Annotated in this window: 25 protein-coding genes; 13 read left to right on the forward strand and 12 right to left on the reverse strand. The window is 60.6% G+C overall.

The window, feature by feature from the left end; genetic code table 11:
- The first annotated feature begins 56 nt into the window (after window positions 1–56).
- Entirely contained in the window at window positions 57–575 is a 519-nt protein-coding gene (locus tag PL640_RS03090; protein ID WP_271360761.1) for a glycosyl transferase, read from the forward strand.
- A 25-nt stretch (window positions 576–600) separates the two neighbouring features.
- On the opposite strand, the gene PL640_RS03095 is transcribed toward PL640_RS03090, so the two are convergent.
- Genes PL640_RS03095 through PL640_RS03105 form a run of 3 tightly spaced genes read right to left on the reverse strand, consistent with a single transcriptional unit; the run spans window position 601 to window position 3,736 of the window.
- A complete protein-coding gene (locus tag PL640_RS03095) occupies window positions 601–2,037 on the reverse strand; it encodes an FAD-binding oxidoreductase (protein WP_271360762.1) in 1,437 nt (478 codons plus the stop codon).
- Window positions 2,038–2,089: 52 nt separating this feature from the next.
- Window positions 2,090–3,067 carry an L-threonylcarbamoyladenylate synthase gene (locus PL640_RS03100; protein ID WP_271361443.1) on the reverse strand — a complete coding sequence of 326 codons (978 nt, stop codon included), beginning with the start codon at window positions 3,065–3,067 and terminating at the stop codon, window positions 2,090–2,092.
- A 60-nt stretch (window positions 3,068–3,127) separates the two neighbouring features.
- Window positions 3,128–3,736: a DUF6656 family protein gene (locus PL640_RS03105; RefSeq protein WP_271360763.1), complete on the reverse strand. Its 609-nt coding sequence runs from the start codon at window positions 3,734–3,736 to the stop codon at window positions 3,128–3,130.
- 332 nt (window positions 3,737–4,068) lie between these two features.
- On the opposite strand from PL640_RS03105, the gene PL640_RS03110 reads away from it, so the two are divergent.
- The 4 genes from PL640_RS03110 to PL640_RS03125 all read left to right on the forward strand — a co-directional run bounded on the left by PL640_RS03110 (window position 4,069) and on the right by PL640_RS03125 (window position 7,909).
- Complete coding sequence (locus PL640_RS03110) at window positions 4,069–5,313, forward strand: aromatic ring-hydroxylating oxygenase subunit alpha (protein ID WP_142839199.1); 1,245 nt, start codon at window positions 4,069–4,071, stop codon at window positions 5,311–5,313.
- Between the two features lie 7 nt (window positions 5,314–5,320).
- The gene (locus PL640_RS03115; RefSeq protein ID WP_142839200.1) at window positions 5,321–6,403 is read left to right on the forward strand and encodes a hybrid-cluster NAD(P)-dependent oxidoreductase; all 1,083 of its coding nucleotides are present in this window, start codon (window positions 5,321–5,323) and stop codon (window positions 6,401–6,403) included.
- Between the two features lie 284 nt (window positions 6,404–6,687).
- Window positions 6,688–7,164: a BA14K family protein gene (locus PL640_RS03120; protein WP_142839201.1), complete on the forward strand. Its 477-nt coding sequence runs from the start codon at window positions 6,688–6,690 to the stop codon at window positions 7,162–7,164.
- A 223-nt stretch (window positions 7,165–7,387) separates the two neighbouring features.
- Window positions 7,388–7,909, forward strand: a complete 522-nt coding sequence (locus PL640_RS03125) for a BA14K family protein (protein ID WP_142839202.1) — start codon at window positions 7,388–7,390, stop codon at window positions 7,907–7,909.
- A gap of 57 nt (window positions 7,910–7,966) precedes the next feature.
- Here the strand turns inward: PL640_RS03125 and PL640_RS03130 are convergent, their stop codons facing one another.
- On the reverse strand, window positions 7,967–8,962 hold the full coding sequence (locus PL640_RS03130) for a transporter (protein WP_271360764.1): 996 nt from the start codon (window positions 8,960–8,962) through the stop codon (window positions 7,967–7,969).
- A 224-nt stretch (window positions 8,963–9,186) separates the two neighbouring features.
- Between PL640_RS03130 and PL640_RS03135 the strand changes: the two genes are divergently transcribed.
- The 3 genes from PL640_RS03135 to PL640_RS03145 all read left to right on the forward strand — a co-directional run bounded on the left by PL640_RS03135 (window position 9,187) and on the right by PL640_RS03145 (window position 12,251).
- The gene (locus PL640_RS03135) at window positions 9,187–10,971 is read left to right on the forward strand and encodes an acyl-CoA dehydrogenase (protein WP_271360765.1); all 1,785 of its coding nucleotides are present in this window, start codon (window positions 9,187–9,189) and stop codon (window positions 10,969–10,971) included.
- A 10-nt stretch (window positions 10,972–10,981) separates the two neighbouring features.
- Window positions 10,982–11,740, forward strand: coding sequence for a crotonase/enoyl-CoA hydratase family protein (locus tag PL640_RS03140; RefSeq protein ID WP_271360766.1), 759 nt, complete (start codon window positions 10,982–10,984; stop codon window positions 11,738–11,740).
- A gap of 196 nt (window positions 11,741–11,936) precedes the next feature.
- Window positions 11,937–12,251 carry a hypothetical protein gene (locus PL640_RS03145; RefSeq protein WP_271360767.1) on the forward strand — a complete coding sequence of 105 codons (315 nt, stop codon included), beginning with the start codon at window positions 11,937–11,939 and terminating at the stop codon, window positions 12,249–12,251.
- Between the two features lie 11 nt (window positions 12,252–12,262).
- Here the strand turns inward: PL640_RS03145 and PL640_RS03150 are convergent, their stop codons facing one another.
- Window positions 12,263–13,513: a class I SAM-dependent RNA methyltransferase gene (locus PL640_RS03150; protein WP_271360768.1), complete on the reverse strand. Its 1,251-nt coding sequence runs from the start codon at window positions 13,511–13,513 to the stop codon at window positions 12,263–12,265.
- Window positions 13,510–14,262: a TlyA family RNA methyltransferase gene (locus PL640_RS03155; RefSeq protein ID WP_271360770.1), complete on the reverse strand. Its 753-nt coding sequence runs from the start codon at window positions 14,260–14,262 to the stop codon at window positions 13,510–13,512. The genes PL640_RS03150 and PL640_RS03155 overlap by 4 nt, the downstream gene beginning before the upstream one ends.
- Window positions 14,263–14,532: 270 nt before the next feature.
- On the opposite strand from PL640_RS03155, the gene PL640_RS03160 reads away from it, so the two are divergent.
- Window positions 14,533–16,554: a methyl-accepting chemotaxis protein gene (locus PL640_RS03160; RefSeq protein WP_271360771.1), complete on the forward strand. Its 2,022-nt coding sequence runs from the start codon at window positions 14,533–14,535 to the stop codon at window positions 16,552–16,554.
- Window positions 16,555–16,638: 84 nt separating this feature from the next.
- Here the strand turns inward: PL640_RS03160 and PL640_RS03165 are convergent, their stop codons facing one another.
- Window positions 16,639–17,601, reverse strand: a complete 963-nt coding sequence (locus PL640_RS03165) for a nucleoside recognition domain-containing protein (RefSeq protein ID WP_271360772.1) — start codon at window positions 17,599–17,601, stop codon at window positions 16,639–16,641.
- 119 nt (window positions 17,602–17,720) lie between these two features.
- Here PL640_RS03165 and PL640_RS03170 point away from each other — a divergent pair, with 119 nt between their 5' ends.
- The 3 genes from PL640_RS03170 to PL640_RS03180 are packed head-to-tail and all read left to right on the forward strand — an operon-like array spanning window position 17,721 to window position 18,987.
- The gene (locus PL640_RS03170) at window positions 17,721–18,173 is read left to right on the forward strand and encodes an Lrp/AsnC family transcriptional regulator (RefSeq protein WP_065115021.1); all 453 of its coding nucleotides are present in this window, start codon (window positions 17,721–17,723) and stop codon (window positions 18,171–18,173) included.
- A gap of 27 nt (window positions 18,174–18,200) precedes the next feature.
- Complete coding sequence (locus tag PL640_RS03175; RefSeq protein ID WP_065115022.1) at window positions 18,201–18,584, forward strand: ACT domain-containing protein; 384 nt, start codon at window positions 18,201–18,203, stop codon at window positions 18,582–18,584.
- A 40-nt stretch (window positions 18,585–18,624) separates the two neighbouring features.
- Window positions 18,625–18,987, forward strand: coding sequence for a nuclear transport factor 2 family protein (locus PL640_RS03180; protein ID WP_065115023.1), 363 nt, complete (start codon window positions 18,625–18,627; stop codon window positions 18,985–18,987).
- 113 nt (window positions 18,988–19,100) lie between these two features.
- On the opposite strand, the gene PL640_RS03185 is transcribed toward PL640_RS03180, so the two are convergent.
- Together PL640_RS03185 and PL640_RS03190 are read right to left on the reverse strand one after the other, a co-directional pair.
- Window positions 19,101–19,409 carry a putative quinol monooxygenase gene (locus PL640_RS03185; protein ID WP_271360773.1) on the reverse strand — a complete coding sequence of 103 codons (309 nt, stop codon included), beginning with the start codon at window positions 19,407–19,409 and terminating at the stop codon, window positions 19,101–19,103.
- Between the two features lie 5 nt (window positions 19,410–19,414).
- Window positions 19,415–20,209 (reverse strand): helix-turn-helix domain-containing protein, encoded by a 795-nt coding sequence (locus tag PL640_RS03190; RefSeq protein WP_271360774.1) that lies wholly within the window; start codon window positions 20,207–20,209, stop codon window positions 19,415–19,417.
- Between the two features lie 107 nt (window positions 20,210–20,316).
- Here PL640_RS03190 and PL640_RS03195 point away from each other — a divergent pair, with 107 nt between their 5' ends.
- Window positions 20,317–20,679 carry a nuclear transport factor 2 family protein gene (locus PL640_RS03195; protein WP_271360775.1) on the forward strand — a complete coding sequence of 121 codons (363 nt, stop codon included), beginning with the start codon at window positions 20,317–20,319 and terminating at the stop codon, window positions 20,677–20,679.
- Window positions 20,680–20,721: 42 nt separating this feature from the next.
- Here PL640_RS03195 and dxs read toward each other — a convergent pair whose 3' ends face one another.
- From dxs to PL640_RS03210, 3 genes are all read right to left on the reverse strand, one after another.
- Window positions 20,722–22,641 carry a 1-deoxy-D-xylulose-5-phosphate synthase gene (dxs, locus tag PL640_RS03200; protein WP_080817504.1) on the reverse strand — a complete coding sequence of 640 codons (1,920 nt, stop codon included), beginning with the start codon at window positions 22,639–22,641 and terminating at the stop codon, window positions 20,722–20,724.
- A 99-nt stretch (window positions 22,642–22,740) separates the two neighbouring features.
- On the reverse strand, window positions 22,741–23,664 hold the full coding sequence (locus tag PL640_RS03205) for a pirin family protein (protein WP_271360776.1): 924 nt from the start codon (window positions 23,662–23,664) through the stop codon (window positions 22,741–22,743).
- Window positions 23,665–23,963: 299 nt separating this feature from the next.
- Window positions 23,964–24,218, reverse strand: a complete 255-nt coding sequence (locus tag PL640_RS03210) for an exodeoxyribonuclease VII small subunit (protein ID WP_003503059.1) — start codon at window positions 24,216–24,218, stop codon at window positions 23,964–23,966.

Here is a 24,218-nt window from a genome sequence, read left to right on the forward strand (position 1 = left end):
TTTTACCACGATGGGAATAGTGGCAATTTATTGTGCGATGCGTTAGAGCTATGCATATGTTGACAGTCATGATGGAATGCCGGGATCAGGAACCGGAGCTGGCGCATACCTTGTCTGCGCTTGTAACCGGTGCCGTGGAAGGGCTTGTAAGCGACGTGGTGATCCTTGATCACGGCTCGCGCGATGGATCGTCGCGTGTCGCCGATGCCGCCGGTTGCCGCTTTTATGGGCAATGGGATATTGAAGATGTCATGCGCTCTGCGCGCGGACAGTGGATATTGCTGGTGGAGCCGGGTGCGCGGCCGCAAAGCGGCTGGATTGAGGAAATACTGGAATATGTGACGGTATGTGCGGAGCCGGCGCGTTTTTCGCCGTCCCGTTACCACAAGCGCCCATTCTTCAGCCGAATCATGCGTCGTCCGCCGCCGCTGGAACATGGCTATCTGATGCCGAAGAAACATGCGGTGGCCATTGCGAAATCCGGCATGGGCCTGACGCAGTTCGTCCATGCGCAAAAGCCGCGCCGCCTGAATGCGGAACTGGTTCCCGCCTGGACCACGCGACCTTCGAACTAAGCTCGAGAATGATGCTCGCTCCCGTTTAGCCGGCGGCAAGCACCTTACCGGGGTTCATGATGCCGGCGGGGTCGAATGCGTGCTTGATACGGCGCATCAGGTCCATTTCGATACCGGGCCGAATGGCGGCCAACTCGTCGCGTTTCAGCTGGCCAATGCCATGTTCGGCGGAAATGGAGCCGCCGAGCGACAGAACGATACCGTGGACGATCTCGTTCATGTCCCGCCAGCGGCCGAGGAATTCGGCTTTGTCGGCACCCACCGGCTGGGAAATATTATAGTGGATGTTGCCGTCGCCAAGATGGCCGAAGGCGCAGACGCGGGCGCCGGGAATAGCGGTGATAACCGCCTTTTCCGCCGTCGCCATGAATTCCGGTATTTTCGACACCGGCACGGAAACGTCATGCTTGATCGAGCCACCTTCCGGCTTCTGCGCATCCGACATGCTTTCGCGCATGTGCCACAGCGCCTGTCGCTGGGCTTCTGACGCGGCAATCACCGCATCCGCAACCAGCCCGGCCTCAAAACCGCGCTCCAGCAGCGATTGCATCATCGTCTCGGCTGTCTCCGCCGAATCGGAGGTGGAGATATCGATGAGCGCGTACCAGTCATGCGGCGTCTGCAGCGGGTCGCGCACGCCGGGAATATGTCTGGTGGTGAATTCGACGCCGATGCGCGGCATCAGTTCGAAGCCGGTCAGCGCCGTGCCGCAGAGGTTCGAGGCCATTTCGAACAGCTTCAATGCGTCTTCGGTGGAACCGAGCCCGGCAAACGCCACCTGATGACCGAGCGGCTTCGGGAACAGCTTCAGCACCGCGCCGGTGATGATGCCGAGCGTGCCTTCCGAACCGATGAAGAGGTCGCGCAGGTCGTAACCCGTATTGTCTTTTTTCAGCCGGCGCAGCCCGTTCCAGATCTCACCGGTCGGCAGGACGACTTCAAGCCCGAGGCAGAGCTGGCGCATATTGCCATAGGCAAGCACCGCCGTGCCGCCGGCATTGGTGGCGAGATTGCCGCCGATGCGGCAGGAGCCTTGTGAGCCGAGTGACAGCGGGAACATCCGTTCCACCGTCTCCGCTGCCTTATGGATGTCATCGAGAATGCAGCCGGCATCGGCGACGATGACATTGGCGACCGGATCAATATCGCGGATGCGGTTCATGCGCTCCAGCGACAGGATGATGTCGGTGCCTTCCGCCCGGGGCGTCTGGCCGCCGACAAGCCCGGTATTGCCGGTCTGCGGCACGATGGGGGTGCCACTCTCGCTCGCGAGCTTCAGGATGGCGGCAACCTCTTCGACCGAACCGGGCTTGATGAGCAGCGGTGAGGCGCCACGGTAAAGCCCGCGATTTTCCACCAGACGCAGCGCCATTTCCGCCGGGTCGCGCACCGCATTTTTATCACCGACAATGGCGGTGAAGCGGTCGAGGATGTCGGAGGAGGGAATGGCGGTGGTCGTCATGGGCGGCGTCTCGCTGTCGTTTGAAACATGGGCGAAAGGGGTTTAAGTGGCGTCAGCCTCTCGGCGCGGCGGCGCGGGAAAGGCGGTCGTTGATCGCCTCTCCGAGACCATGCGTGGGAATGGCGGTGATGGCGATGGTCTTTGCGCCGGTCGCATCGGCGGCTTTCAGATAGTCGAACAGATTGGCGGCGGCCTCGGCAAGATCTCCCGCGGGGCTGAGATCGAAAACGGCGCGGGCCGCTTCCTCACCTTTAGTAGCGACGCTGCCGAAACGGATCAGCGCTTCGTCCGGCGAAACAGATGTGGCGTCGAGGCGCACGGACGCACCGGGCGCATAATGCGACGCCAGCATTCCGGGTGCTTCAATGGCGGCGGAGGCTTTTTCGGGTCGCTCCAGCCGCAGGCCGGCAACATGCTCGATGTCCTCGGTAACTATGCCGCCGGGGCGAAGCAGCCGCACGCGGCCATCCTCTTCCACCTTGACGATGGTGGATTCGACGCCGACGGAGGTGGCCCCGCCATCAAGAATGAGATTGATCTTCTGGCCGAGATCGGCCTCCACATGGGCGGCACTTGTCGGGCTGATCTTGCCGGAACTATTGGCGCTGGGGGCGGCCAGCGGCCTGTCGAACCGGCGGATCAGGTTACCGGCAAAACCCTGCGGCACACGGATGCCGACCGTATCAAGCCCGGCCGTCGCCAGCGAATGAATGCCGCTTTCCGGTTTCAGCGGCAGAACCAGCGTCAGCGGGCCGGGCCAGAAGGCTTGGGCAAGCTTCAGCGAAATGGGGTCGAAGACCGCATGACGCTCCGCCATGGCAATGTCGGCCATATGGCAGATCAACGGATTGAACTGCGGCCGGCCTTTCGTCTGGTAAATGCGGGTGATGGCCGCCGGATTGGTGGCGTCGGCGGCAAGGCCATAGACGGTTTCCGTCGGCAGGGCGATCGGCTGGCCGCCCGCAAGCTCCGCCACGGCTGCCTGCAACGCGGTTTCCCGCTCGTTTTCGATGTTGATATGACGCGCCATGATGCTGCCTTTCAGCGCGCTCAATAGCGTATTTCTGGCCGGGATGGAAAGCGCTATCGTTTATATCGCCTTGATGATCCTGCGCATCTCTTCCGAGCGCGCGCCGAGCAACAGCACATTTTTCAGCGCCACGCGCGGATCATGGGTCTGGAACAGCAGGCCACCGCGATGGAAGGAGGTATCGACGGCGAATTCCTTATCGGGAAGCGCATTGACGGCGACGGCAAAATACATCCGCGAATAACGCGCATCGATATTTTCGAAGAAGTTTTCGGTACCGCTCAGCTCGGCGAAAAAATTCGCGAAATAGAAGGACCAGAGCACGTGGCGTTCGGCGTCGAAGCTGGTTTTCGCCGCCGTGACATGACAATAGCCGAGATGTGGCCGGTCGTTGAGCAGATGGTGGGAGACCATCTTGGGAAAACGGATGGACTGGTGAAAGGTGTTGAGGCGGTTATGGGTGGCATCGGCGGCGGCTTCCAGCTTGCGCCCGGTCATCGCCGCCACCTCCTCGTGGCTGTAATAGACACGCTCCCTCGGCAACCAGCGTTCTTCATAACGGCTGATCCGGCCGGTGCGCAGGAAATCCGAATGCGCGGTCTTCGACCGTATCGGCATGATCGAATGTCTGGCCGCATCGAAATAACGTATGCGTGTCGCCTTCTCCACCAGGAACGCCCTCGTTGCTGTCGATGCGGCAAGATAATTTAGTTCGCGTTAATACTCCGTTGCGTCGCACCCCCTGTTTTCTGACGGGTGGACAGGCAATCGCGCTGTATCATGCGTCATATTGCGACGTGGTTTTTCTCACCGAGTAGCTGCCGGATTTCGCAGCGGAATGGGCTGTGACAGGCATTTGCGGATGTCGCAATTTGTCGCCAATGCGGAAGCCGATGTCGCTGTCTGTGCTGCTGCAAATGACCGCCGGTGTTTAGATGTGATCATGCTTCCGCAGCCCGGTAAATGGTGCCGGGCAGGGCGGTTTGATCGAGGATTTGGCCATGGAATTGCGTGATACCGTATTGCGCCAGCTGAAGAACCGCCGCGAAGGTTTCAGCCTGGAACAGCCCTTCTACACGGACCAGGATTATTTCAAGCTGGATATGGAAACCATCTGGTATCGCGACTGGCTGTTTGTCGGCCATGATTGCGAAGTGCCCAAATCCGGCAATTATTTCACCGTGCAGGTCGGCTCCTATTCCGTCGTCATCGTCCGTGGACGCGACGGTGAGATACGTGCCCTTCACAATTCCTGTCGCCACCGCGGCTCCCGCGTCTGCTCCGCCCACAAAGGCCAGTCCGCCCGTCTCGTCTGTCCCTATCACCAGTGGACCTACGATCTCGACGGCAAGCTTTTGTTCGCGCGTCATATGGGCGAGGAGTTCGACAAGGCGGAATTCGGCCTGAAGCCGGTCGCCTGCGAGACCGTTGCCGGTTACGTCTTCATCTGCCTTGCCGACCAGCCGGCGGATTTCGCGCCCATGCGGGCCGAAGTCGAAAGCTACATGGCCCCGCACCGCATCTGGGAAGCCAAGGTCGCGCATGAAAGCACCATCATCGAAAAGGGCAACTGGAAGCTCGTCTGGGAAAACAACCGCGAGTGCTACCACTGCGCCGCCAACCACCCGGAACTCTGCCGCACCTATCCTGAAAACCCGAGCGTGACGGGAACGGATGGCGGTGCCAGCGACCCCGAAATCGGCGGCCACTGGGCGCGCTGCGAGGCCGCCGGCCTGCCAAGCCGTTTCAAGATCGATCCGCAGGGCCAGTTCCGTGTCGCCCGCATGCCGCTGATCGGCGAAGCGGAAAGCTACACCATGTCGGGCAAGCGCGCCGTGCGCCGGCCGCTGTCGGAGGATGTCAGCATCAGCCATATCGGCGCTTTGCTGCTGTTCCATTATCCGACGACCTGGAACCACTTCCTTGGAGACCACACTATTTCCTTCCGGGTGCTGCCGCTCAATGCCAATGAGACCATGGTCACCACCAAATGGCTGGTGCACAAGGATGCGGTGGAAGGCGTGGATTACGATCTGGAAGACCTGACCCACGTCTGGAACGAAACCAACGATCAGGATCGCCGCATCGTCGAGGAAAATGCCTTCGGCATCCGTTCGCCTGCTTACCAGCCCGGCCCCTATTCCATGGAAGACGAGGGCGGTGTGATGCAGTTCGTCAACTGGTATTCCGATTTCATGATCGACCGGCTTTCCGGCGACAAGGCCCGGCTTTCGGCAGTAGCGTGATGCGAAGATGAATATGGTTGTGACCTACAAGCACATAGACGAGATGAAGCCGTGGAGCGACAAGCTCCAGCTGCTGGAGTGCATTTCGGTGACGCCCGAAACGCAGGATGTGATGACGTTCCTGTTCCGCTCCGAAGACCAGAACTGGTTCCGGTATCTGCCGGGCCAGTTCGTCACGCTGGAACTGCCGGTGGGCAAGGAGCCGCTTTATCGCACCTACACACTGTCCTCCAGCCCGTCACGGCCCTATGCGCTTTCGGTCACGGTAAAGGCGCAGGCCAACAGCATCGGCACGCGCTGGATGTTCGATAATCTGAAGCCCGGCATGAAAATCCGGGCGCTCGGACCGCTCGGCGATTTCTCCTATGTGCGGCACCCCGGTGACAAATATCTGTTCATCTCGGCAGGATCCGGCGTCACGCCGATGATGTCGATGGTGCGCGACATGAGCGACCGTGCGCCGCAAAGCGATATCGCCTTCATCAACTGCTCGCGCTCGCCGTCCGATATCGTCTTCCGCCACGAGCTGGAATATCTCGCCCGCTTCATGCCAAACCTGTCTCTCGGCTTTATTGTCGAGAAATGCGGTCGCACCGATCTGTGGTCGGGGCTCAAAGGCATGGTCGACAAGGCCAAGATCGCGCTGCTCGCGCATGACTTCATGGAGCGCACCGTCTTCTGCTGCGGGCCGGAGCCTTTCATGGCCGCCGTCCGCTCCATGCTCGATGCGTCCGGCTTCGACATGAGCCGTTACCATCAGGAAAGCTTTTCGCCCGCCGCCCCGGTCACGGTCGGCGAGAGCGTTCTCACCGATGTGGACGGCGAAGCGCTGTCGATGGTGGGCTTTACGCTTTCCGGAAAAGAGATGGCCTGCCAGCCCGGCCAGACAGTGCTGATGACGGCGCGTGCTGCCGGTGTGCGCATCGGGGCCGCCTGCGAATCGGGTATCTGCGGCACCTGCCGGGTGCTGAAGCTGTCCGGCGAGGTGGAGATGAACCACAATGGCGGCATTCTCGATGACGAGATCGAGGAGGGTTATATTCTCGCCTGCTGTTCGCGGCCTTTGACCGATGTGAAGGTGGAAGCCTGACGAAGGCGTTCCCCGGAAGTGCCGTTGGTTCCGGGGAAAAAGGCCTGCGTAAAAACAAACATCTAGGTCGTTCTGGCGCGTCGCGGAAAAGCCAGGGCGATCTGGCGGACGCGTCGTCCTTGCCATCTTCTCCGGATGGTTGTCATGGAACCAAATCTCCCTAAACTCGTTTGCACGTCATCGAATTCTTTTCGGGTGTAGAAACGGGGCTTACCCTTATCTCCGACAAGAGCGCGTGGGTGAAAAGGCGCGGTCCAACGCGCTGAAGCAAACGGAGGAAGATCATGATGAATTTCCGGACAACGAGCGTCGCAACGGCGATGATCGTGTTCCTCACAAGCTTTACGCCATCGCAGGCGTTCCAGGTGCCTGTTCCGATGCCGAAGCCGGTGGTTTCGACTGACAATGTCGTGCCGGTTCAGTATCGTGAATGGGACCGCAGATATGACCGTCGTTATGACCGCAGGCACGGCGACCGTATGTATCGCCCGCGCCCGCCGCGCGACGGCTATTATAACGGTCACCGCGGTTATCGTGATCGCCGTCCGGGCTACCGTTACCATAATGGCTACTGGTTCCCGCTGGCAGCCTTTGCGGCCGGTGCGATCATCGGCGGTGCCGTTCAGCAGCCGCGCCCGGCCTATGGCGGCAGCCATGTCTCCTGGTGCCAGAACCGCTGGCGTTCGTATCGCGCTTACGACAACACCTATCAGCCGAACAGCGGTCCGCGCCGCATATGCGTATCGCCTTACAGCCGCTGACAGGATTTTCGAAAGCCCGGATTTTTATCCGGGCTTTTGTTTTCCGGGCCGCCGGATTGGGTAAACGAAGCGTGATTGGGTCGTTAATGCTGGGTTCAGGCGAAACCGCCTAGCCTGCAACCTGAAATGTTTAAGCCAGACTGAAAACTGGCCGAGTGAGAAGAAAAAACTGCTATTATTCACGTAGAGCGGCCTGTTGACCGTCGTGAATGGAGGAAGTCAGATGAGAAACTATATGAAGAATATCTTGGCTGTCGGTCTTTCTGCGATCGTGGTTGCAGGAGCGATCGTTCCCGCAGAAGCGGCAATGCCGTTGCCGATGGCACCGAAAAGTGTCGAGGCTACAGGCAACGACGCCGGCAATATCGTCAATGTGCAATATTGGCGCGATCGTGACGGTCGTGGCTGGGGCGGCGAACGTCGCGGCTGGTATGGCGGCCATCGCGGTTATCGCGATTATCGCCCGGGCTATCGTCACCATGACGGTTACTGGTTCCCGCTCGCAGCCTTTGCGACGGGCGCAATCATCGGCGGCGCCCTGTCGCAGCCGCGTGAAGTCTACCGTCCGGTGCCGGAATATCGTCCGCGCCCGGTCTATCGCGAATATCGCCCGGTCCGCCGTGGCGGCATGAGCCAGGCGCACGTGAACTGGTGCTATGGCCGTTATCGTTCCTACGATGCCTATAGCAACACGTTCCAGCCTTACCATGGTCCGCGCCAGCCCTGCTATTCGCCTTACAGCTGATAGAATGCCAGGCTGAAATTGACAGAGCCGTCCGGTCATCACCGGGCGGCTTTTTTATTACAAGATCCGTGCCCGTTTGAGCACGAACCAGGCAAGCACGACCGAGATCACGATAAAGACGCTGGCCGACAACGTGCCGCCGGTGCCGACTGTAAACGGCAGCTCATCCGTATTCATGCCGAAAAAGCCTGTCACCAGCGATGGCGGCAGCAGGAAGGCCGTCATCAGCGACAGAATGTAAAGGTGCCGGTTGGTTTCGGACGAAAGTTTGGAATCGATTTCTTCGTGCAGCAGCCTTGCGCGTTCCTGCAGGGCATAGACGTCGTGATCTACCGCTTCGAGGCGGCCCATCAGGCGTGAGGCGACATCTTCGAAACCGTCAGGCATCTCGTCCTCATCAACGGCCGAAGCGCGTCGCATCAGGGTGAGAACGGTGCGCAAATGCCGGTGCAGGCGAACCACCGTGCGGCGCAGTGGCGCAAGCCGCCGCCGCTCGTCACGGTTTTCGCTGTCATAGACCAGATCTTCGATGGCGTTCAGTTCTTCCGTCGTCTCCATCACCAGATTGATGAGCGAGCGCTGGAATTCCGCCACCAGCCCCTCGAACACATGCGATGGCGTGAGATAGCGGTTGGAATTCTTGTCGACCGCCGCTTTCAGCCGGTCCACCGAATGCAGCGGCTGCAGGCGGGTGGTGATGATGAAACGGTCGCTCACCGCAAAATGCAGCCAGCCAAAATCCCGTGTTTCCTTGTCGAATTCCCGCTGGAAATCGACCAGCGTGCCATAGAGCGATTTTTCGTCGACCACGATGGAAGGGTGCGTCTCATGGGTGGTGAGGCTTGCCCGCGCCGCCGGGTCGAGACCGTCGATGGTTTCGAGAAAAGCCGCTACGCGCTGGTCGGCGAGATTGAGATGCAGCCAGAAGAAACCTTCGCACTCGGCCACCTCGTGAAAGCGCGCATCGGCCGCCAGCCGCCGGCACGGGGCTGTGCCGGGGTGGAACTGATAGGCCCAGACAAGGCCGGGAATATTGGGCGTTATGAGATCCATCGTGGCAGTCCTGACCGGCTGGATGGGAGGAGGGAAGGCGTCTGTCGTTCTGGTGCGGGAGCGGCAGTGGCGGCACGGCGCCTTTCAGCGCATGCTGAGCAAATTCATATGACAGTTTTATAACAATCCCGCTGAAATGGCGGGAATTTTCAAATTGACGTTTACGTAAAAATCATTTAGCCCGAAGGCAGTAGCAGGATACAAAAGCTTCGGGAGGAGGCAGCATGTATAGCGCGCCGGTGGATGATATCGCCTTCACACTCAAACATGTAGCGGGTCTTGAAGAGGCGCTGGCAAAGGGTGTGCTGGGTGATCTCGGTGAAGATCTGGTGGATGCCATTCTGCAGGAAGCCGGCCGTTTCGCCACGGAACAGGTCGCCCCGCTCGCCGATATTGGTGATCGCCAAGGCGCGAAGCTTGCCGACGGCAAGGTCACGACGCCGGATGGCTGGGCCGATCTTTACCGCCGCTGGGCGGAAGCTGGCTGGAACAGCCTGACGGCGCCTGAGGAATTCGGTGGTCAGAACTTGCCGCATATGCTGAATGTCGCAGCCCTCGAAATGTGGAACTCCGGCTCCATGGCGTTCGCGCTGGCGCCAACGCTGACCATGGGCGCGGTGGAAGCCATCGTCACCCACGGCAGCAATGATCTGAAACGCACCTATCTTCCCAAGCTCGTTTCCGGGGAATGGACCGGTACGATGAACCTGACCGAACCGCATGCGGGATCGGACCTCGGCGTGTTGAAGAGCCGGGCCGAGCGCAATGGTGACGGCACCTACCGTATCTTCGGGCAGAAGATTTTCATCACCTGGGGTGAACACGACGCGGCTGATAATATCATCCACCTCGTTCTTGCTCGCCTGCCGGATGCGCCGGCCGGAACGCGTGGCATTTCGCTATTCCTCGTCCCGAAATTCCTGCCCGATGAAAACGGCGCGCCGGGCAGCCGCAACGACCTTTTCTGCCATTCGCTGGAACACAAGCTCGGCATTCACGGCTCGCCCACCTGCACGATGATCTTCGGCGACGGCAGGTTTGGTGAAGAAAAAGGCGCTCTGGGTTGGCTGATCGGCGAGGAGAACAAGGGCCTCGCCTGCATGTTCACCATGATGAACAACGCCCGCCTCGCCGTCGGCATGCAGGGCGTGGCGATCTGCGAAGCGGCGACCCAGAAGGCTATCGAATACGCAAAAGAACGCACGCAGGGCAAGGCGCCCGGCTGGCAGGGCTCCGGCATGAGCCCGATCATCGAACACCCTGATATCGCCAGAACGCTTTTGACGATGAAGGCGCTGACTCAAGGGTCGCGGGCGATTTCCTTCAGCTGCGCCCATGCCATCGACATGGCGCATGCCAGCGAAGACGCCCGGCAGCGCTCTCACTGGCAGGAGCGCGCTGCCCTTTTGACGCCGATCGCCAAGTCCTTCTCCACCGATGCCGGTGTGGATGTTGCCTCCATGGGCATTCAGGTACATGGCGGCATGGGCTTCATCGAAGAGACAGGCGCGGCACGTTACCTGCGGGATGCCCGCATCGCTCCGATCTACGAAGGCACCAACGGCATACAGGCCATCGATCTGGTGCTGCGCAAGCTGCCGCTTTCCGATGGCGCGCAGGTGCGCGGTTTCATCGGCGAATTGCGCGAGATCGCTGCCCGGACAGCCGCTTCGAACCGTGATGATCTGGGCGAGACCGCCGGTTATCTCGACGCCAGCCTCAACGATCTGGAAACGACAACCGACTGGCTGCTGGATCGCATCAAGGCCGGCGAAACCGAAACCGCACTCGCCGGCGCGACGCCCTATCAACGTCTCTTCGGTCTGGCGCTGACAGGCGCCTATCTAGCCAAGGGCGCATTGGCCTCCGTCGATGATGGCAGGGGCGCACATCGCGCCGCACTTTGCCGTTTTGCGGCGGAAAACCTGCTGGCGGAAACGGCGGCGCTGAAGGATCGCGTTATATCGGGCGCGGCAAGCCTTGCCGCAGCCCGCACCGTATTGGCCTGAGGAGGTTCAGATGTCGGACGATCATATTCTTGTCGAGCGGGTTGGTCATGCGCCTGACGTTCTGACCATCCGCTTCAACCGGCCGGAAAAGAAAAACGCCATCACCGATGCGATGTATCTGCGCATGGCACAGGCATTGCAGGTCGCCAATGACGACCCGGAGATTCGCGTCGTTGCCTTTCTCGGCACGGAAGGCTGTTTCTCTGCCGGCAACGACATGGCCGATTTTCTCGCCTTCGCCATGTCGGGCGGGAAGGGCAAGCTCGCCGCACTCGAGTTTCTCAAAGCACTCGTCGCCTTCGACAAACCGCTGGTATCCGGTGTGGACGGGCTTGCCATCGGCATCGGCACGACACTGAACCTGCATTGTGATCTGACGGTCGCCTCCACACGCAGCCTGTTCAAGACCCCGTTCGTGGATCTCGCACTGGTGCCGGAAGCGGCCTCCAGCCTGCTCGTGCCGAAGCTTGCCGGTCACCAGCGCGCCTTTGCGCTGCTCGCCATGGGTGAGGGATTCTCGGCTGAGCAGGCAGTGCAGGCTGGCCTGATCTGGAAAGTCGTCGCCCCCGAGCATGTGGAGAGCGAAACGCTGGCGCTTGCCACCCGGCTTGCGGCCAAACCGCAGCAGGCGCTGAAGATCGCCCGCGATCTGGTTCGCGGCAACCCGGCCGATATTCTTGCCCGCATCGAAGAGGAAGGCCGCCATTTCATCGCGCAGCTGCAGAGTACCGAAGCCCGCGCCGCCTTCGAGGCATTCATGCGCCGCTAGTCGTTTCGGGGGACTAGGGACGGTTGCTCACCGTCTGGGAGCGCGCCGCTTGTTTCTTCTCCCCGGCGGGGAGAAGAAACACGAGCGGCATCGTTAGGCGCTGGAAGCCGCTGTGCTTGTGAATGCGGATTATGTATGGTCCATCAAATCGGTCCGGAAAACGGATCGCACCAACTCTCCGTCCGAAGGCACCCGCATGCGCCACCTGATTTTCGCCCTGTCCGTCTTTCTTTCCGCCGCAACCGTTGCAGAGGCAGCAGCGATCACACGCTTGCCGGTTTCGGGCAGCAACATCATTCTGGTGCAGTCAAGCGATGACGACAGCCCGGACTATAATTCCGGCAACAGCCGCAGTCACCAGCGCCGCGCGCGCTTCGTCTGCGTCATCACCCCGCCGGAAAGCGCCAATCGCCGCCGCCCGTATATCTGCCCGATCGAGCAGGGTCGGGTTGGCGGTGCCTGCCGCTGCTCGGGTGTTGTTGGCAACGGCACGGTTGATACCGCCTGGTGATGATTTCCTGATTATTTCTCCAGCACCGCCACCGCTTCCACATGCGGCGACCAGAGGAACTGGTCAACAGGTGTGACGCGGGTAACGCGATAGCCGCCCTCAACCAGCAGCGCGAGATCGCGTGCCAGCGTCAGCGGATTGCAGCTGACAGCAACGATTTTCTTCACCGTGCTGCGGGCCAGTTCCTTGCACTGGACTTCCGCCCCGGCGCGCGGCGGATCGAACACGACGGCGTCGTAGTTCTTCAATTCGCTGGTCATCAACGGCCGGCGGAAAAGATCGCGTTTTTCGACGCTGACCGGTTTCAGGCCCTGCGTGTTGCGGGCGGCAAAATCCAATGCCTTCAGCGCCTTGTCTTCGGCTTCCACCGCATGCACCTTGCCGATGCGCGCCAGTCTGAGCGCAAATGTACCGGAACCGCAGAAGAGATCGGCAATACGCTTGGATTTGCCGATATGGGCAAGCACCAGTTCTGCCATGGCGTCTTCGGCCTGTTTCGTCGCCTGCGTGAAACCGCCGGCGGGCGGTGAGACCGGCACGCCGCCGAACTCGATGATCGGCTTTTGCGGTTCGATCAGGATTTCACCCGACAGCGAGACACGCGCGATGCCGCGCATGGCAAGCACCGTTTCCGTCAGCGTCCGCCGCTGCTTGTCGTTGACCGACTTGATACCCTCGACGGAAATATCCAGACCGGAAAGCGTTTCGAGAACGGTCATGCGGAACGGCTCGGCATTCGCCGTCATCGAAAGCCCGATGGCGCGGATGGCATCGAGACGCGAGACGATGCCGGGCGAGGTGACGGGACATTCCTCGATGGCGACGATGTGGTGGCTGCCCGCCTGGCTGAAACCCAGCAGCAGACCCTTTTCCGTCCTGCGGGCGGCAAACACCGCGCGGCGGCGCTCGCCGGGGCGACAGATGACGAGATCATCCACATCAGGTGTCAGGCCCTTCGATTTCAAGGCCGAAACCACCAGCTCCCGCTTGAAGGCGTGGTAGGGCTGGCCGGACAGATGTTGCAGCGAACAGCCGCCGCAGGTGCCGTTGACGCCTTCAGGGCCGAAGTGACGACAGACGGGTTCGCGGCGATCCGTCGAGGCTTCAGCAATCGACATGACCGTGCCGTGGTCCTTTACTTTGGCGATAGCCACCGTCTCGCCGGGCAGGGCGAATGGCACATAGACCGGGCCGTCGGGACAGTGCGCGATACCGTCGCCCTGTGCACCAAGGCTCTTGATGGTCACGGTCTGGGTGCTCATGGCTTTTCGCCTCCGAGAAGAAATTCGATATTGCCGTCGCCGCCGGAAATTGGCGAAGGAATAAGCCCGAGGCTTTTCCAGCCCATGTCTTCGACGAGCCAGCGTTCCAGCTCGGCAGCAACTGCGGGCGCGGTTTCCGGCTCTTTCAGAAGCCCGGCCTTGCTGATGGCATCACGCCCCGCCTCGAATTGCGGCTTGACCAGCAGGATAGCCAGAGCACCCCGCTCCGCAAGCTCAAGTGCCGGGGCAAGCGCAAGCTTCAGCGAAATGAAGGAGACGTCGGAAACGATGAAGCCGATGGGCCGGTCATCGATATCGTCAGTGGTGAGGAACCGCGCATTCAGCCCTTCCAGGCTGGTGACGCGCGGATCGTTCTCGATCCTTGGATGGATTTGCCCGTGGCCGACATCGATGGCGACGACATGTTTCGCGCCGCGATGAAGCAGAACCTCGGTGAAACCGCCGGTGGATGCGCCGACATCGAGACACTCAAGGCCCTTCGGATCGAGCTTGAAATGATCGAGCGCGGCCGCAAGTTTGAGGGCAGCGCGGGAGACGTAGGCCTGCGCCGGATCGGTAATCGTGATCTTGACGTTTGCAGCGACGGTCTGGCTCGGTTTGGTGACGATTTTGCCGTTCACGCTCACGGTGCCGCGCGAAACCGCGTCGCGCGCACGCGAGCGGCTGGCAAAGTGGCCGAGCGACACAAGAAGCTGGTCAAGCCGTTCATTTTCAGATGTTTTGGACATGGTCCCGTTCAATGACCGCCAAACCCCGCCGATGCAAGCGATTTATCGCGGAAACGGCCCCGAATGCCGCTGCCCCCGGCCATGTTTGTGTTGCACCGCAAAGTCAGAATGTTCGATTAATCCAATATAAAGGCTTGTATTGCACTTTGTGCCCAAGGCCCGTGCGGCCACCGGAACCTGCCATGACGGCATCTCCTCCTATCCACAAAATTGCGACCGTTGCAGCGCAGACGCTTGCTCCGAGGCATCGGGTCGCCGAGAGAGTTTGCGATGTCGCTGAAAAATCTCCCTATCAACCTGAAGCTCATAGCCACCTTCTGTGCCTTGATGAGCGTGTGCCTGCTCGCCTCCGCGGTCGTATTCTGGCAGACGCTGGGGAGCGAGCGTGTCACAATCGACAACAACCGGACCAAGGATATCATCCAGGCAGTGGACGGCGCGACGGCCGCCATGCTGGAGCAGGCCGTCAACCAGCGCGGCTTCCTGCTGTTTCGCAGCGACAGCACCTATAATGACGTCTTCGCCCAGCGCGACCTGATGCTGAAGAAGCTTGACGAAGCCCGCGCGCTTGCCGCCGGCCAGCCGGATATCCTCAACTCCATCGACGACATGCAAAAATCCGCCACCGTGTTCTTCAAGGAACTGGCGGAACCGCAGATCGCTGCCCGCAAGACCACGGAAGCGCCGATTTCCGAAATCATCGAGATCGGACGCAATCAGGCCAAGGGCCAGCTCGACGGCTTCCGCGCCGCCGCCGCCAAGATCAAGGAACAGCTGAACGGCCTGTCCACGGCCTATGCCGCTGAACAGCAGGCAGCAGCGCTGAACCTGAAATATGCGCTTCTGGGTGGCGGTGCCGTTGCCGGTCTTCTGGCCGTTGCCCTCATCTGGGCGCTGTCACGCTCGATCGTCACGCCGATCGTCGGCATGACTGCGGCAATGAGCCGGCTTGCCGATGGCAATCTGGACACGGAAGTTCCGGCCACGGATCGTGGAGACGAAGTTGGCAAGATGGCGAAGGCCGTTCTGGTCTTCAAGGAAGCCGGGCTGGAAAAATCCCGCCTCGCCGGTGAGACCGATCGCATGCGTTCCGCGACGGAGACCGAACGCCGACGCAACGAGGAAGAACGGGCCAAGGACGAGGCCGCCAGCGCTTTTGCCAGCGCCGAGCTTGGCAAGGGTCTTGCCGCTCTTGCGGACGGCGATCTTTCCTATCGCATTGAAACGCCTTTTGCGCCCGCCATTGATCCGGTTCGTGTGAATTTCAACAGCGCCGTCGAAAAGCTCCAGCAGGCCTTGCGCACGGTCGGCGAGAACGCTGCCGCGATCAATGCCGGCGCTTCGGAAATGCTGTCGGCCGCCGACGACCTGTCGCGCCGCACCGAACAGCAGGCTGCCTCCATCGAAGAAACCGCCGCTGCACTGGAAGAAGTCACCACCACGGTGCGTGACAGTGCCCGCGGCGCGGAAGATGCCGGCAATCTGGTCCAGCGTGCGCGCACCGGTGCGGAAAAATCAGGCACCGTGGTCCGCAAGGCGGTCGCCGCCATGCGTGAGATCGAAAAGTCCTCGGGTGAAATCGGCAACATCATCGGTGTCATCGACGATATCGCCTTCCAGACCAACCTGCTGGCGCTGAATGCCGGCGTGGAGGCCGCTCGCGCCGGTGATGCCGGCAAGGGATTTGCGGTCGTCGCGCAGGAAGTCCGCGAACTCGCCCAGCGTTCCGCCAATGCCGCCAAGGAAATCAAGACGCTGATCAGCGCTTCCAGCCGGCAGGTTGAAAACGGCGTGAGCCTCGTCGACGAGACCGGCAAGGCGCTGGAACTCATCGTTTCGGAAGTCGAAGAGATCAACGCCCATGTCAGCGCCATCGTCGTCGCATCACGCGAACAGGCGACCGGCCTGCAGGAAATCAACACGGCCGTAAACACCATGGATCAGGGCACGCAGCAGAATGCCGCCATGGTGGAACAGCAGACCGCCGCCAGCCATTCGCTCGCCCGCGAAGCGGAAGCGCTGAACAGCCTGCTTGGCCAGTTCCGGGTGGGCGGCGCACGTGCTGCCGTTGCGAGTGCCGGTGGACATTCCGCACCGCGCCAGTCTTCGGCCAAGCCTGCCTTCCAGCCGGCACCTGCCGCACCGGCCCGCAAGGCTCCGGTAAAATCGGCCTCCGCAACGGCAAGACCGGTGGCTTCGCCGGCCCGGGCGCTTGGCCAGAGCCTTGCCCGCGCCTTCGGTGGCGCTGCGGAAGCACCGGCTGCGAAAGATCAGGACTGGACGGAGTTCTGAGCCGGATTTTCCGGATTGGATGCAAAAAATCGGGGGCCGTGAGGCCCCCTTTTTGCATCAGCTTTTTCAGATGGGTAGCGCCGCTCACGTGCTCCGAAGCCGGAACATCCGCGCAAAAAACATTTCATCCGACAGGCGGTGAAGCAGTGCGGCGATGATGGCAGTTGCGGCAATGGCGAAAACCAGCCGTCCGACCAGAACGCCGTAAACATCGGCCCCCAGCGACATTACCACAAGTGTGTCTTCGATCACGCTATGGGCAAAACCCATGAACACGCAGGACAGAAACACCTGACGTGGCGAGATCGCTCCCGATTGCGCCTCTCGGATCAGAAAACCCGCGCCGTAGGAAATTCCCAGAAACAAGCCGATGGCGGTGAGATGTTCGGCCTCGCCGCGAATGCCGGCAAGCCGCAAAAGGGGCGAAAGCGCCTTCATCATCAGTGCCAGAAGCCCGGTCAGCCTGAGGATCTCGAGACCCAGGGACAGCACGAAAAGGATGACGAACATCCAGATCATGGTTTTACCGAGACCCAGGAGATAGTCCGCCCAATCCGGCGTGGCGCTCATGGCAATCCAGGCAGGGTTCACCGGCCCAGACAACCACCCCGTTGCTTCCAGAACCTGATGCAGGAGAAGGGCATAAATCAATCCGCCACCGATGCGCAGCGCCGTTGTGACGAGCATGCCGGGTCCTGCTTTTTCAATGATCTTCTGCTCGATGGGCAGGCCGTGCGCGAAGAGGATAAGCGCCGAAAAGACCGTGATATCCGCGCCACTCAGCGAGGAGGCGGGAACGAGTGTGAAGATAAGCGGCACGGCGCCCCAGATGCCGACCAGCATCGCTGTCAGCCAGGCGAGACCAAGCTCCGGCGGCAGCCCGACGAGGTTCATGACAGGCGCGAAGGCCGGCGCCACCGCCTCGATCGCACCCATCCTCGACAACAGCTCGGTCAGGATGGCAATCGGAACGGTGATCCGCACCAGCACCCAGTAGATATCAAGCGTTTCCCGGGTTTTCTGCCAGATGGTGACGAAAATGGGCATGTGAGGCTCCTCGAAGGTTGTCCTCATCCTCTAGGCCGAACCCATTCGCATTTGTGGTCAAAGATTGCAACTTCATGCAATTTTATTGCAAATCCATCCGCAAGAGATATGCTGACGGCATGGATCGGATCGACCGGAAACTTCTGAACCTTTTGCAGGGCGATGCGTCGCGCACCAATGTGGATATGGCCGATGAGGTGGGGCTGTCTCCTTCCAGCTGCCTGCGCCGCCTGCAACGGCTGCGCAAATCGGGGGTGATCGACCGTATCGTCGCGATCCTCAACCCCGCAAAGGCCGGGCGCGTGATCAAGGCGCTGGTGACGGTGGAGCTGAAACTGCACGGCGAGCAGCATATGCGCCGCTTTCTGGATATTGCCATTGCCGAGGAGGCCGTGTCGCATGCCTATGCCGTGACAGGTGCAAGCGATGTCGTGCTGATGCTGCGCCTGCGCGACATGGAGGAATTCGATGCCCTGTGCGACAGGCTGTTCCGGGACCAGCACAATGTCGCACGCTTCTTCACCATGGTCGTCATCAAGACGGCGAAAGAGGAAACGGCCATCAGGCTTTGAGCGATCTTCAGGAAAGGGAATGTCCACATGGCGCCGCGCGTTAAATTGCAGGTTTTGGATGGCTCATACGGGGTGGCGCGGCTTCAGGCGTCTGATCCCATTCCGGCGTGGGCCGACGGCGGTGGGTTTGTCAGCATCAGCCGAACCGATGACGAACTTTCCATCGTTTGCCGGGAAGATCGCATACCGCAGGATGTGCGGGTCGATGCGGGCTGGTCGTGTTTCAAGTTTCAGGGGCCATTTGCATTTGATGAGACGGGCATCGTCCTGTCCGTCATCGCGCCTTTGTCGACCAACGGTATTGGAATATTTGTGGTTTCGACGTTTGATGGAGACCACCTGCTGGTGAAATCGCACGATCTCGAAAAAACACGCGGTCTGCTGGCGGATGCGGGACATTCGCTCATTTAAAAATCCATGTCGCCACAATGATTTTCTGAAGAGGTACGTTTTGAAGAGTGAAATTGAACTGCCGGTGCAAAAGCAGCTCGAGGCCTATAACGCCCGCGACATTGATGCATTCATGGGCTGGTGGGCGGATGATTGTCAGTATTACGCCTTTCCGGCGACGCTTCTGGCAGGAAGTGCTGCAGAGATCAGGGCGCGCCACATCGAGCGCTTCAAGGAGCCTGATCTGCATGGAAAATTGCTGACGCGCATTACCGTCGGGAATGTCGTCATCGACCACGAAACGGTTACGCGGAACTTCCCCGAAGGCAGGGGAGAGATTGACGTTGTCTGCATCTATGAAGTTGAAAACGGAAAGATTGCCAAGGCGTGGTTCAAATTGAGCGAACCGCGGATATTGTCTTGAAAACTCAGGCGTTCCGGAAATAAACGCTCGCTGCGATGGATTGGGACCATAAGGAGGTCTGAACCGGACTTTTGACCCCGCGCCGTCTGCGCGGGGCTTGTCTGTTCCTCTACCTATGCAGCGTGATCGGCCCGCATGGGATGCCAGACGGAAATATCCCGTGGGGCTTCCAGAAGCTCGGGCAGGGCATCATGCCACGCCTGACGATAGGGGCGATGAATCTGGACATCGATGACGTCCTGATGGTCGCTCCAGGTCTCATGCAGCAGGAAGCGGTTCTCGTTTTTACCGTCCCGGTGCAGGGTGGCGTTCACGAAGGTCTTTTCGTGCCGCATGGCGTCGAGCAGCGCATTCAGCAATTCAAGAAAGCGCTCGCGCTGGCCGTCGCGGACCTGGAAGCCGATGAGATAGGTGGTGTGCACGGGTCTTACTCCTTTGCGCCTGGCATCAGGGCGGCGCGGGTTGCCGCATCGGCGGGGTAGAAACATTCCAGCACCAGTTCGGACAGCGTGACATCGGTTGCGGTTCCGAAAACCGTGGTGGTGGAGATGAAGCTCAGAACGGCGCCCGAGGCCGGATCGCGCAGTTGCAGCGGTATGGCCAGTGGATCGGCCCCGGCGGCATGGGGTGAGGCCTTCGGCGCGGGATAGGCCGAAAGCTCCGCATGCAAGTGGCAAAGCATCTCGTCTCCCGTTTCCTCGACCTGACGGCGCAGGCGCTCCAGCAGGTGATGCCGCCATTCGGCGAGGTTGACGATGCGCGAACTCAAACCCTGCGGGTGCAGGCTGAGCCGCAGGGCGTTGAGCGGCGGGCGAAGCAACTCTTCGGAAACACCGGCCAGAAGTGACGTGATCGCCTCATTGGCGAGAACAACGTTCCAATGCCGGTCGACGGCAAGGGCGGGGAAGGGCATGTGGCCCTGGACCACGGTTTCGACGGCCTGCCGGGCCGCCGCCATGTCGGGCGCGTCCAGCGAGCGTTCGGAATGAACAGGCGCATAACCCGCCGCCAGCATCAGCCGGTTGGCGGCGCGGGCGGGCATGGAAAGCTGCTCCGCCAGTTTCGCGAGCATCTCGCGGCTGGGGGATGAACGCCCGCTTTCCACAAAGCTCAGATGCCGCGCCGATATGTCCGCCTCTATCGCCAGATCGAGCTGGCTCAACCTGCGGCGGGCACGCCATTCCTTCAGCACCTGGCCGACATGTTCTCGATGATGTGTCATGCCCCGCAGCCTAGCAGAACATATCAGCAATGCGATTACCTCCGAGGTAATTGTTCCGCTTCCCGACCGCCGGCATGTTTGGGCCGTCAACCAGAAGGAGCGCAATCATGACGCAACATCTCACAATCGCCCAGACCTATCTCGCAGCCTGGAACGAAGAGGACAATGAACGCCGCAGGCATCTCGTCGGTGAGGCATGGGCAGAAAATACGCGCTACGTCGATCCGCTGATGCAGGGCGAAGGCCAGCAGGGGATTGCCGCGATGATCGAGGCGGCGCGGCAGAAATTTCCGGGATATCGCTTCGTTCTTGCCGGCACCCCTGACGGACACGGCAACTTCACCCGTTTCTCATGGCGTCTCATTTCGCCTGATGGGGATGATGTCGCCGGCGGAACCGATGTCGTCAGCCTGAATACCGAGGGGCGGATCGAAAATGTCGTCGGTTTTCTCGATGGCGCTGCATCCTGAGAAAGAGGCGGGATGGTCCCGCCTCCTGTCCCGGCAATCTCGTCAGCCGGCGAAACCGACGCCGGCCTGACGCTGGCCGAGCGCATTAAACACGGTGGAAACGATGCCGGCCCGGTCAAGGCCGGCATTGGCATACATGGTTTCGGGTTTGGCCTGCTCCACCCACTGGTCGGGCAGGGTCAGCGTCCGGACCTTCGGGCCATGGTCGAGCAGGCCGGCGCTGGCCATGAAATGCAGCACATGCGCGCCGAAACCGCCGACGGAGCCTTCTTCGATCGTCACCAGCACCTCATGATGGCTGGCCAGCTGGCGGATGAGGTCGAGATCAAGCGGCTTGGCGAAGCGCGCATCGGCAACCGTGGTGGAAAGGCCGGCCGCTTCAAGGTCTTCCGCCGCCGCCAGGCATTCCGCCAGCCGCGTACCGAAGGAGAGCAGCGCAACCTTGGTGCCTTCCTTGATGATGCGACCCTTGCCTATCTGGAGAATCTCACCACGCGCGGGCATCTCGACGCCCACGCCTTCACCGCGCGGGTAACGGAAGGAAATCGGGCCTTCATCATAGGCCGCTGCCGTGCGCACCATATGTTTCAGCTCCGCCTCATCCGAGGCCGCCATCACCACCATGCCGGGCAGGGTGGCGAGGAAAGTCGTGTCGAACGAACCGGCATGGGTCGGCCCGTCAGCACCGACAAAACCGGCGCGGTCGATGGGGAAACGCACGGGCAGGCTCTGGATGGCCACATCATGCACCAGCTGGTCGTAACCGCGTTGCAGGAAGGTGGAATAAAGCGCGCAGAACGGCTTGTAACCATCAGCCGCAAGCCCCGCCGCAAAGGTAACGGCATGCTGCTCGGCAATGCCGACATCGAAGGTGCGAGACGGGAAAAGCTCGGCCATCTTGTCGAGGCCCGTGCCATTCGGCATGGCGGCCGTCACACCAATGATCTTCTCGTCGAGCGTCGCTTCCTGGATCAGGGCTTCGGCAAAGACGCTGGTATAGCTCGGCGCATTCGGCTTGGCTTTCGCCTGCGCGCCGGTGATGACGTCGAACTTGTTGACGCCGTGATATTTGTCGGCTGCGGCTTCCGCCGGCGCGTAACCCTTGCCCTTCTGCGTCACCACATGGATGAGGACGGGGCCTTTCTGGTTGTCGCGCACATTGCGCAGCACCGGCAGGAGGTGATCGAAGGAATGGCCGTCGATCGGGCCGATGTGATAGAAGCCAAGCTCTTCGAACAGCGTGCCGCCGGTCACGTAACCGCGCGCATGGGTCACGGCGCGGGTAATGGCGCGGTCGATGGTCTTGCCGAGATAGGCCGTCAGTTTCTTGCCGAAATCGCGGAAGCCCATATAGGTGCGGCCGGAGGCGAGGCGTGCCAGATAAGCGCTCATCGCGCCCGTCGGCGGCGCAATCGACATATCGTTGTCGTTGAGGATGACGATCAGCCGCGCATCGAGCGCGCCGGCATTGTTCAATGCCTCAAACGCCATGCCCGCCGACATCGAGCCGTCGCCGATGATGGCTACGACCTTGCGGTCGCTGCCATCAAGACCCGCCGCCACCGCCATGCCGAGACCGGCGGAAATGGAGGTGGAGGAATGGCCGGCGCCGAAATCATCATATTCGCTTTCGGCCCGCCGGGTGAAACCGGAAAGCCCGTCTTCCTGTCGCAGCGTGCGGATGCGATCCCGCCGGCCGGTCAGGATCTTGTGCGGATAACATTGATGGCCAACATCGAAGATCAACCGGTCCTCGGGCGTGTTGAACACCTTGTGGATGGCAATCGTCAGTTCCACCACGCCAAGGCCGGCACCCAGATGGCCACCGGTCTTCGACACGGCGTCAATCATCTCGTCGCGCAGTTCCCTTGCCAGTTCCGGCAGGTCGCGATCGTCGATCTCCTTGAGATCGGAGGGAAAATTCACCCGGTCGAGCAATGGTGTCTGTGGCATTCCGGTCAATCGTTCGGCCTTTTCTTGTCGTCAGCAGGGCGTGCCAGAGCGTCTTTCATGTCGAAAGCCGACGGTGCAGCCCTGCATGTCGTACACTTCTATAGAATTTCAACCTTCCGGCAAAGGGACAAACTCTTCTTCGTCGCCGGGAACGATGTCGAAGCGTCCGGTTCTCCACTCCTGTTTGGCCTGCTCTATGCGTTCTTTTGATGACGAAACGAAGTTCCACCAGATGTAACGGCGCTCATTCAGCGCCGCCCCGCCGAAGATCATGATGTGACAGCCATTGCTGCCGGCCTGCAGCGTGATGTCGTCGCCGGGCCGGAAGACGAGCAGCTGGTCGGCGGCGAAAATATCACCGGCAACATCCAGCGAACCGGACAGAATATAGATCGCCCGCTCCTCATGATCGGCGGAGAAGGGGAATTTTACTCCCGGCTCCAGCGACAGGTCGACATAAAGCGTATCGGTAAAGGCCGAAACCGGGGAGGTGAGGCCTTCGAATTCGCCGATTACCACCCGGCCGGTCGCGCCCTTGAGGTCGATCAGCGGCATGTCTTCCTTCGCCGTGTGGGCAAAGGCGGGGGCGATTTCTTCCATGTTGTCTGGCAGGGCAAGCCAGGTCTGCAGGCCGGACATGGAAAGCGGATGGCCACGCAGGTTTTCCGGCGTGCGTTCCGAATGCACGATGCCACGCCCGGCCGTCATCAGGTTGATGTCGCCGGGGCGAATGACGAGTTCGGTGCCGAGACTGTCCCGGTGCTTGATTTCGCCGTCGAACAGATAGGTAACGGTGGAGAGCCCAATATGCGGATGCGGCTTGACGTCGAGCGCCTCGCCCGCCTTCAGGATCGCCGGGCCCATGCGATCGAAAAAGATGAACGGCCCCACAAGCCGCCGTTGCCGGGTCGGCAGGGCGCGGCGCACGGCAAAGCCGCCAATATCGCTGGTTCGGGGAATGATCAGGTTCTCGATGGCATCGCAGGCAAAAGCATCACCCGCGACGGGATCGTTGCCGGGAAAGAAGGACATCGCAAGCTCCTCGTATCGTCTGGCGGGAGTTTAGCATAACCGAGCGGGAGGGGAGCATCGCGATATCGAACGCAGCGTCAACGATCCTTGTTAACACGACATTGTGAGAACACCTTACGGCCGGGGAAAGTTTTCAAACCTCTCCTCCGTCATCCTCGGGCTTGGCCCAAGGATCTAAACACGTCAAGAAAATCAATGCATTGCAGATCCTCGGGACAAGCCCGAGGATGACGTCAAGTGTTTGAATCGGGAGGTGGCTACCTTATCGAATCACGTCCAAACGCTCCCGTTAAACACAGTCATTCCCCGTCGAGCGGCTCCACACCCTGCGGCTTGCCCGCACGATCGAGACGGATTTTTTCGATTCGTTTTTCGGCAGCGTTCAACAGCGTCTCGCAGTGTTTCTTCAGGGCTTCGCCGCGCTCATAGATGGCGATTGATTCGTCCAGCGCCACGTCTCCGCGTTCCAGGCGTGCGACAATGCTTTCCAGCTCGGCGACGGCCTTTTCGAAGGAATAACCGCTGACATCGGCTGTGTTGGCATTTTCCGTCAT

The organism is Agrobacterium sp. ST15.16.024, from assembly GCF_027956545.1.
In the GTDB taxonomy this organism is placed as follows: Bacteria; Pseudomonadota; Alphaproteobacteria; order Rhizobiales; family Rhizobiaceae; genus Agrobacterium; species Agrobacterium cucumeris.

Bases quoted from the DNA above. Each gene is read 5' to 3' on its own strand.
- PL640_RS03090 (WP_271360761.1), top strand. From the start codon at position 57: ATGTTGACAGTCATGATGGAATGCCGGGATCAGGAACCGGAGCTGGCG.
- PL640_RS03095 (WP_271360762.1), bottom strand. From the start codon at position 2,037: ATGACGACCACCGCCATTCCCTCCTCCGACATCCTCGACCGCTTCACC.
- PL640_RS03100 (WP_271361443.1), bottom strand. From the start codon at position 3,067: ATGGCGCGTCATATCAACATCGAAAACGAGCGGGAAACCGCGTTGCAG.
- PL640_RS03110 (WP_142839199.1), top strand. From the start codon at position 4,069: ATGGAATTGCGTGATACCGTATTGCGCCAGCTGAAGAACCGCCGCGAA.
- PL640_RS03115 (WP_142839200.1), top strand. From the start codon at position 5,321: ATGAATATGGTTGTGACCTACAAGCACATAGACGAGATGAAGCCGTGG.
- PL640_RS03120 (WP_142839201.1), top strand. From the start codon at position 6,688: ATGATGAATTTCCGGACAACGAGCGTCGCAACGGCGATGATCGTGTTC.
- PL640_RS03125 (WP_142839202.1), top strand. From the start codon at position 7,388: ATGAGAAACTATATGAAGAATATCTTGGCTGTCGGTCTTTCTGCGATC.
- PL640_RS03130 (WP_271360764.1), bottom strand. From the start codon at position 8,962: ATGGATCTCATAACGCCCAATATTCCCGGCCTTGTCTGGGCCTATCAG.
- PL640_RS03135 (WP_271360765.1), top strand. From the start codon at position 9,187: ATGTATAGCGCGCCGGTGGATGATATCGCCTTCACACTCAAACATGTA.
- PL640_RS03140 (WP_271360766.1), top strand. From the start codon at position 10,982: ATGTCGGACGATCATATTCTTGTCGAGCGGGTTGGTCATGCGCCTGAC.
- PL640_RS03145 (WP_271360767.1), top strand. From the start codon at position 11,937: ATGCGCCACCTGATTTTCGCCCTGTCCGTCTTTCTTTCCGCCGCAACC.
- PL640_RS03150 (WP_271360768.1), bottom strand. From the start codon at position 13,513: ATGAGCACCCAGACCGTGACCATCAAGAGCCTTGGTGCACAGGGCGAC.
- PL640_RS03155 (WP_271360770.1), bottom strand. From the start codon at position 14,262: ATGTCCAAAACATCTGAAAATGAACGGCTTGACCAGCTTCTTGTGTCG.
- PL640_RS03160 (WP_271360771.1), top strand. From the start codon at position 14,533: ATGTCGCTGAAAAATCTCCCTATCAACCTGAAGCTCATAGCCACCTTC.
- PL640_RS03165 (WP_271360772.1), bottom strand. From the start codon at position 17,601: ATGCCCATTTTCGTCACCATCTGGCAGAAAACCCGGGAAACGCTTGAT.
- PL640_RS03170 (WP_065115021.1), top strand. From the start codon at position 17,721: ATGGATCGGATCGACCGGAAACTTCTGAACCTTTTGCAGGGCGATGCG.
- PL640_RS03175 (WP_065115022.1), top strand. From the start codon at position 18,201: ATGGCGCCGCGCGTTAAATTGCAGGTTTTGGATGGCTCATACGGGGTG.
- PL640_RS03190 (WP_271360774.1), bottom strand. From the start codon at position 20,209: ATGACACATCATCGAGAACATGTCGGCCAGGTGCTGAAGGAATGGCGT.
- PL640_RS03195 (WP_271360775.1), top strand. From the start codon at position 20,317: ATGACGCAACATCTCACAATCGCCCAGACCTATCTCGCAGCCTGGAAC.
- PL640_RS03205 (WP_271360776.1), bottom strand. From the start codon at position 23,664: ATGTCCTTCTTTCCCGGCAACGATCCCGTCGCGGGTGATGCTTTTGCC.
- PL640_RS03210 (WP_003503059.1), bottom strand. From the start codon at position 24,218: ATGACGGAAAATGCCAACACAGCCGATGTCAGCGGTTATTCCTTCGAA.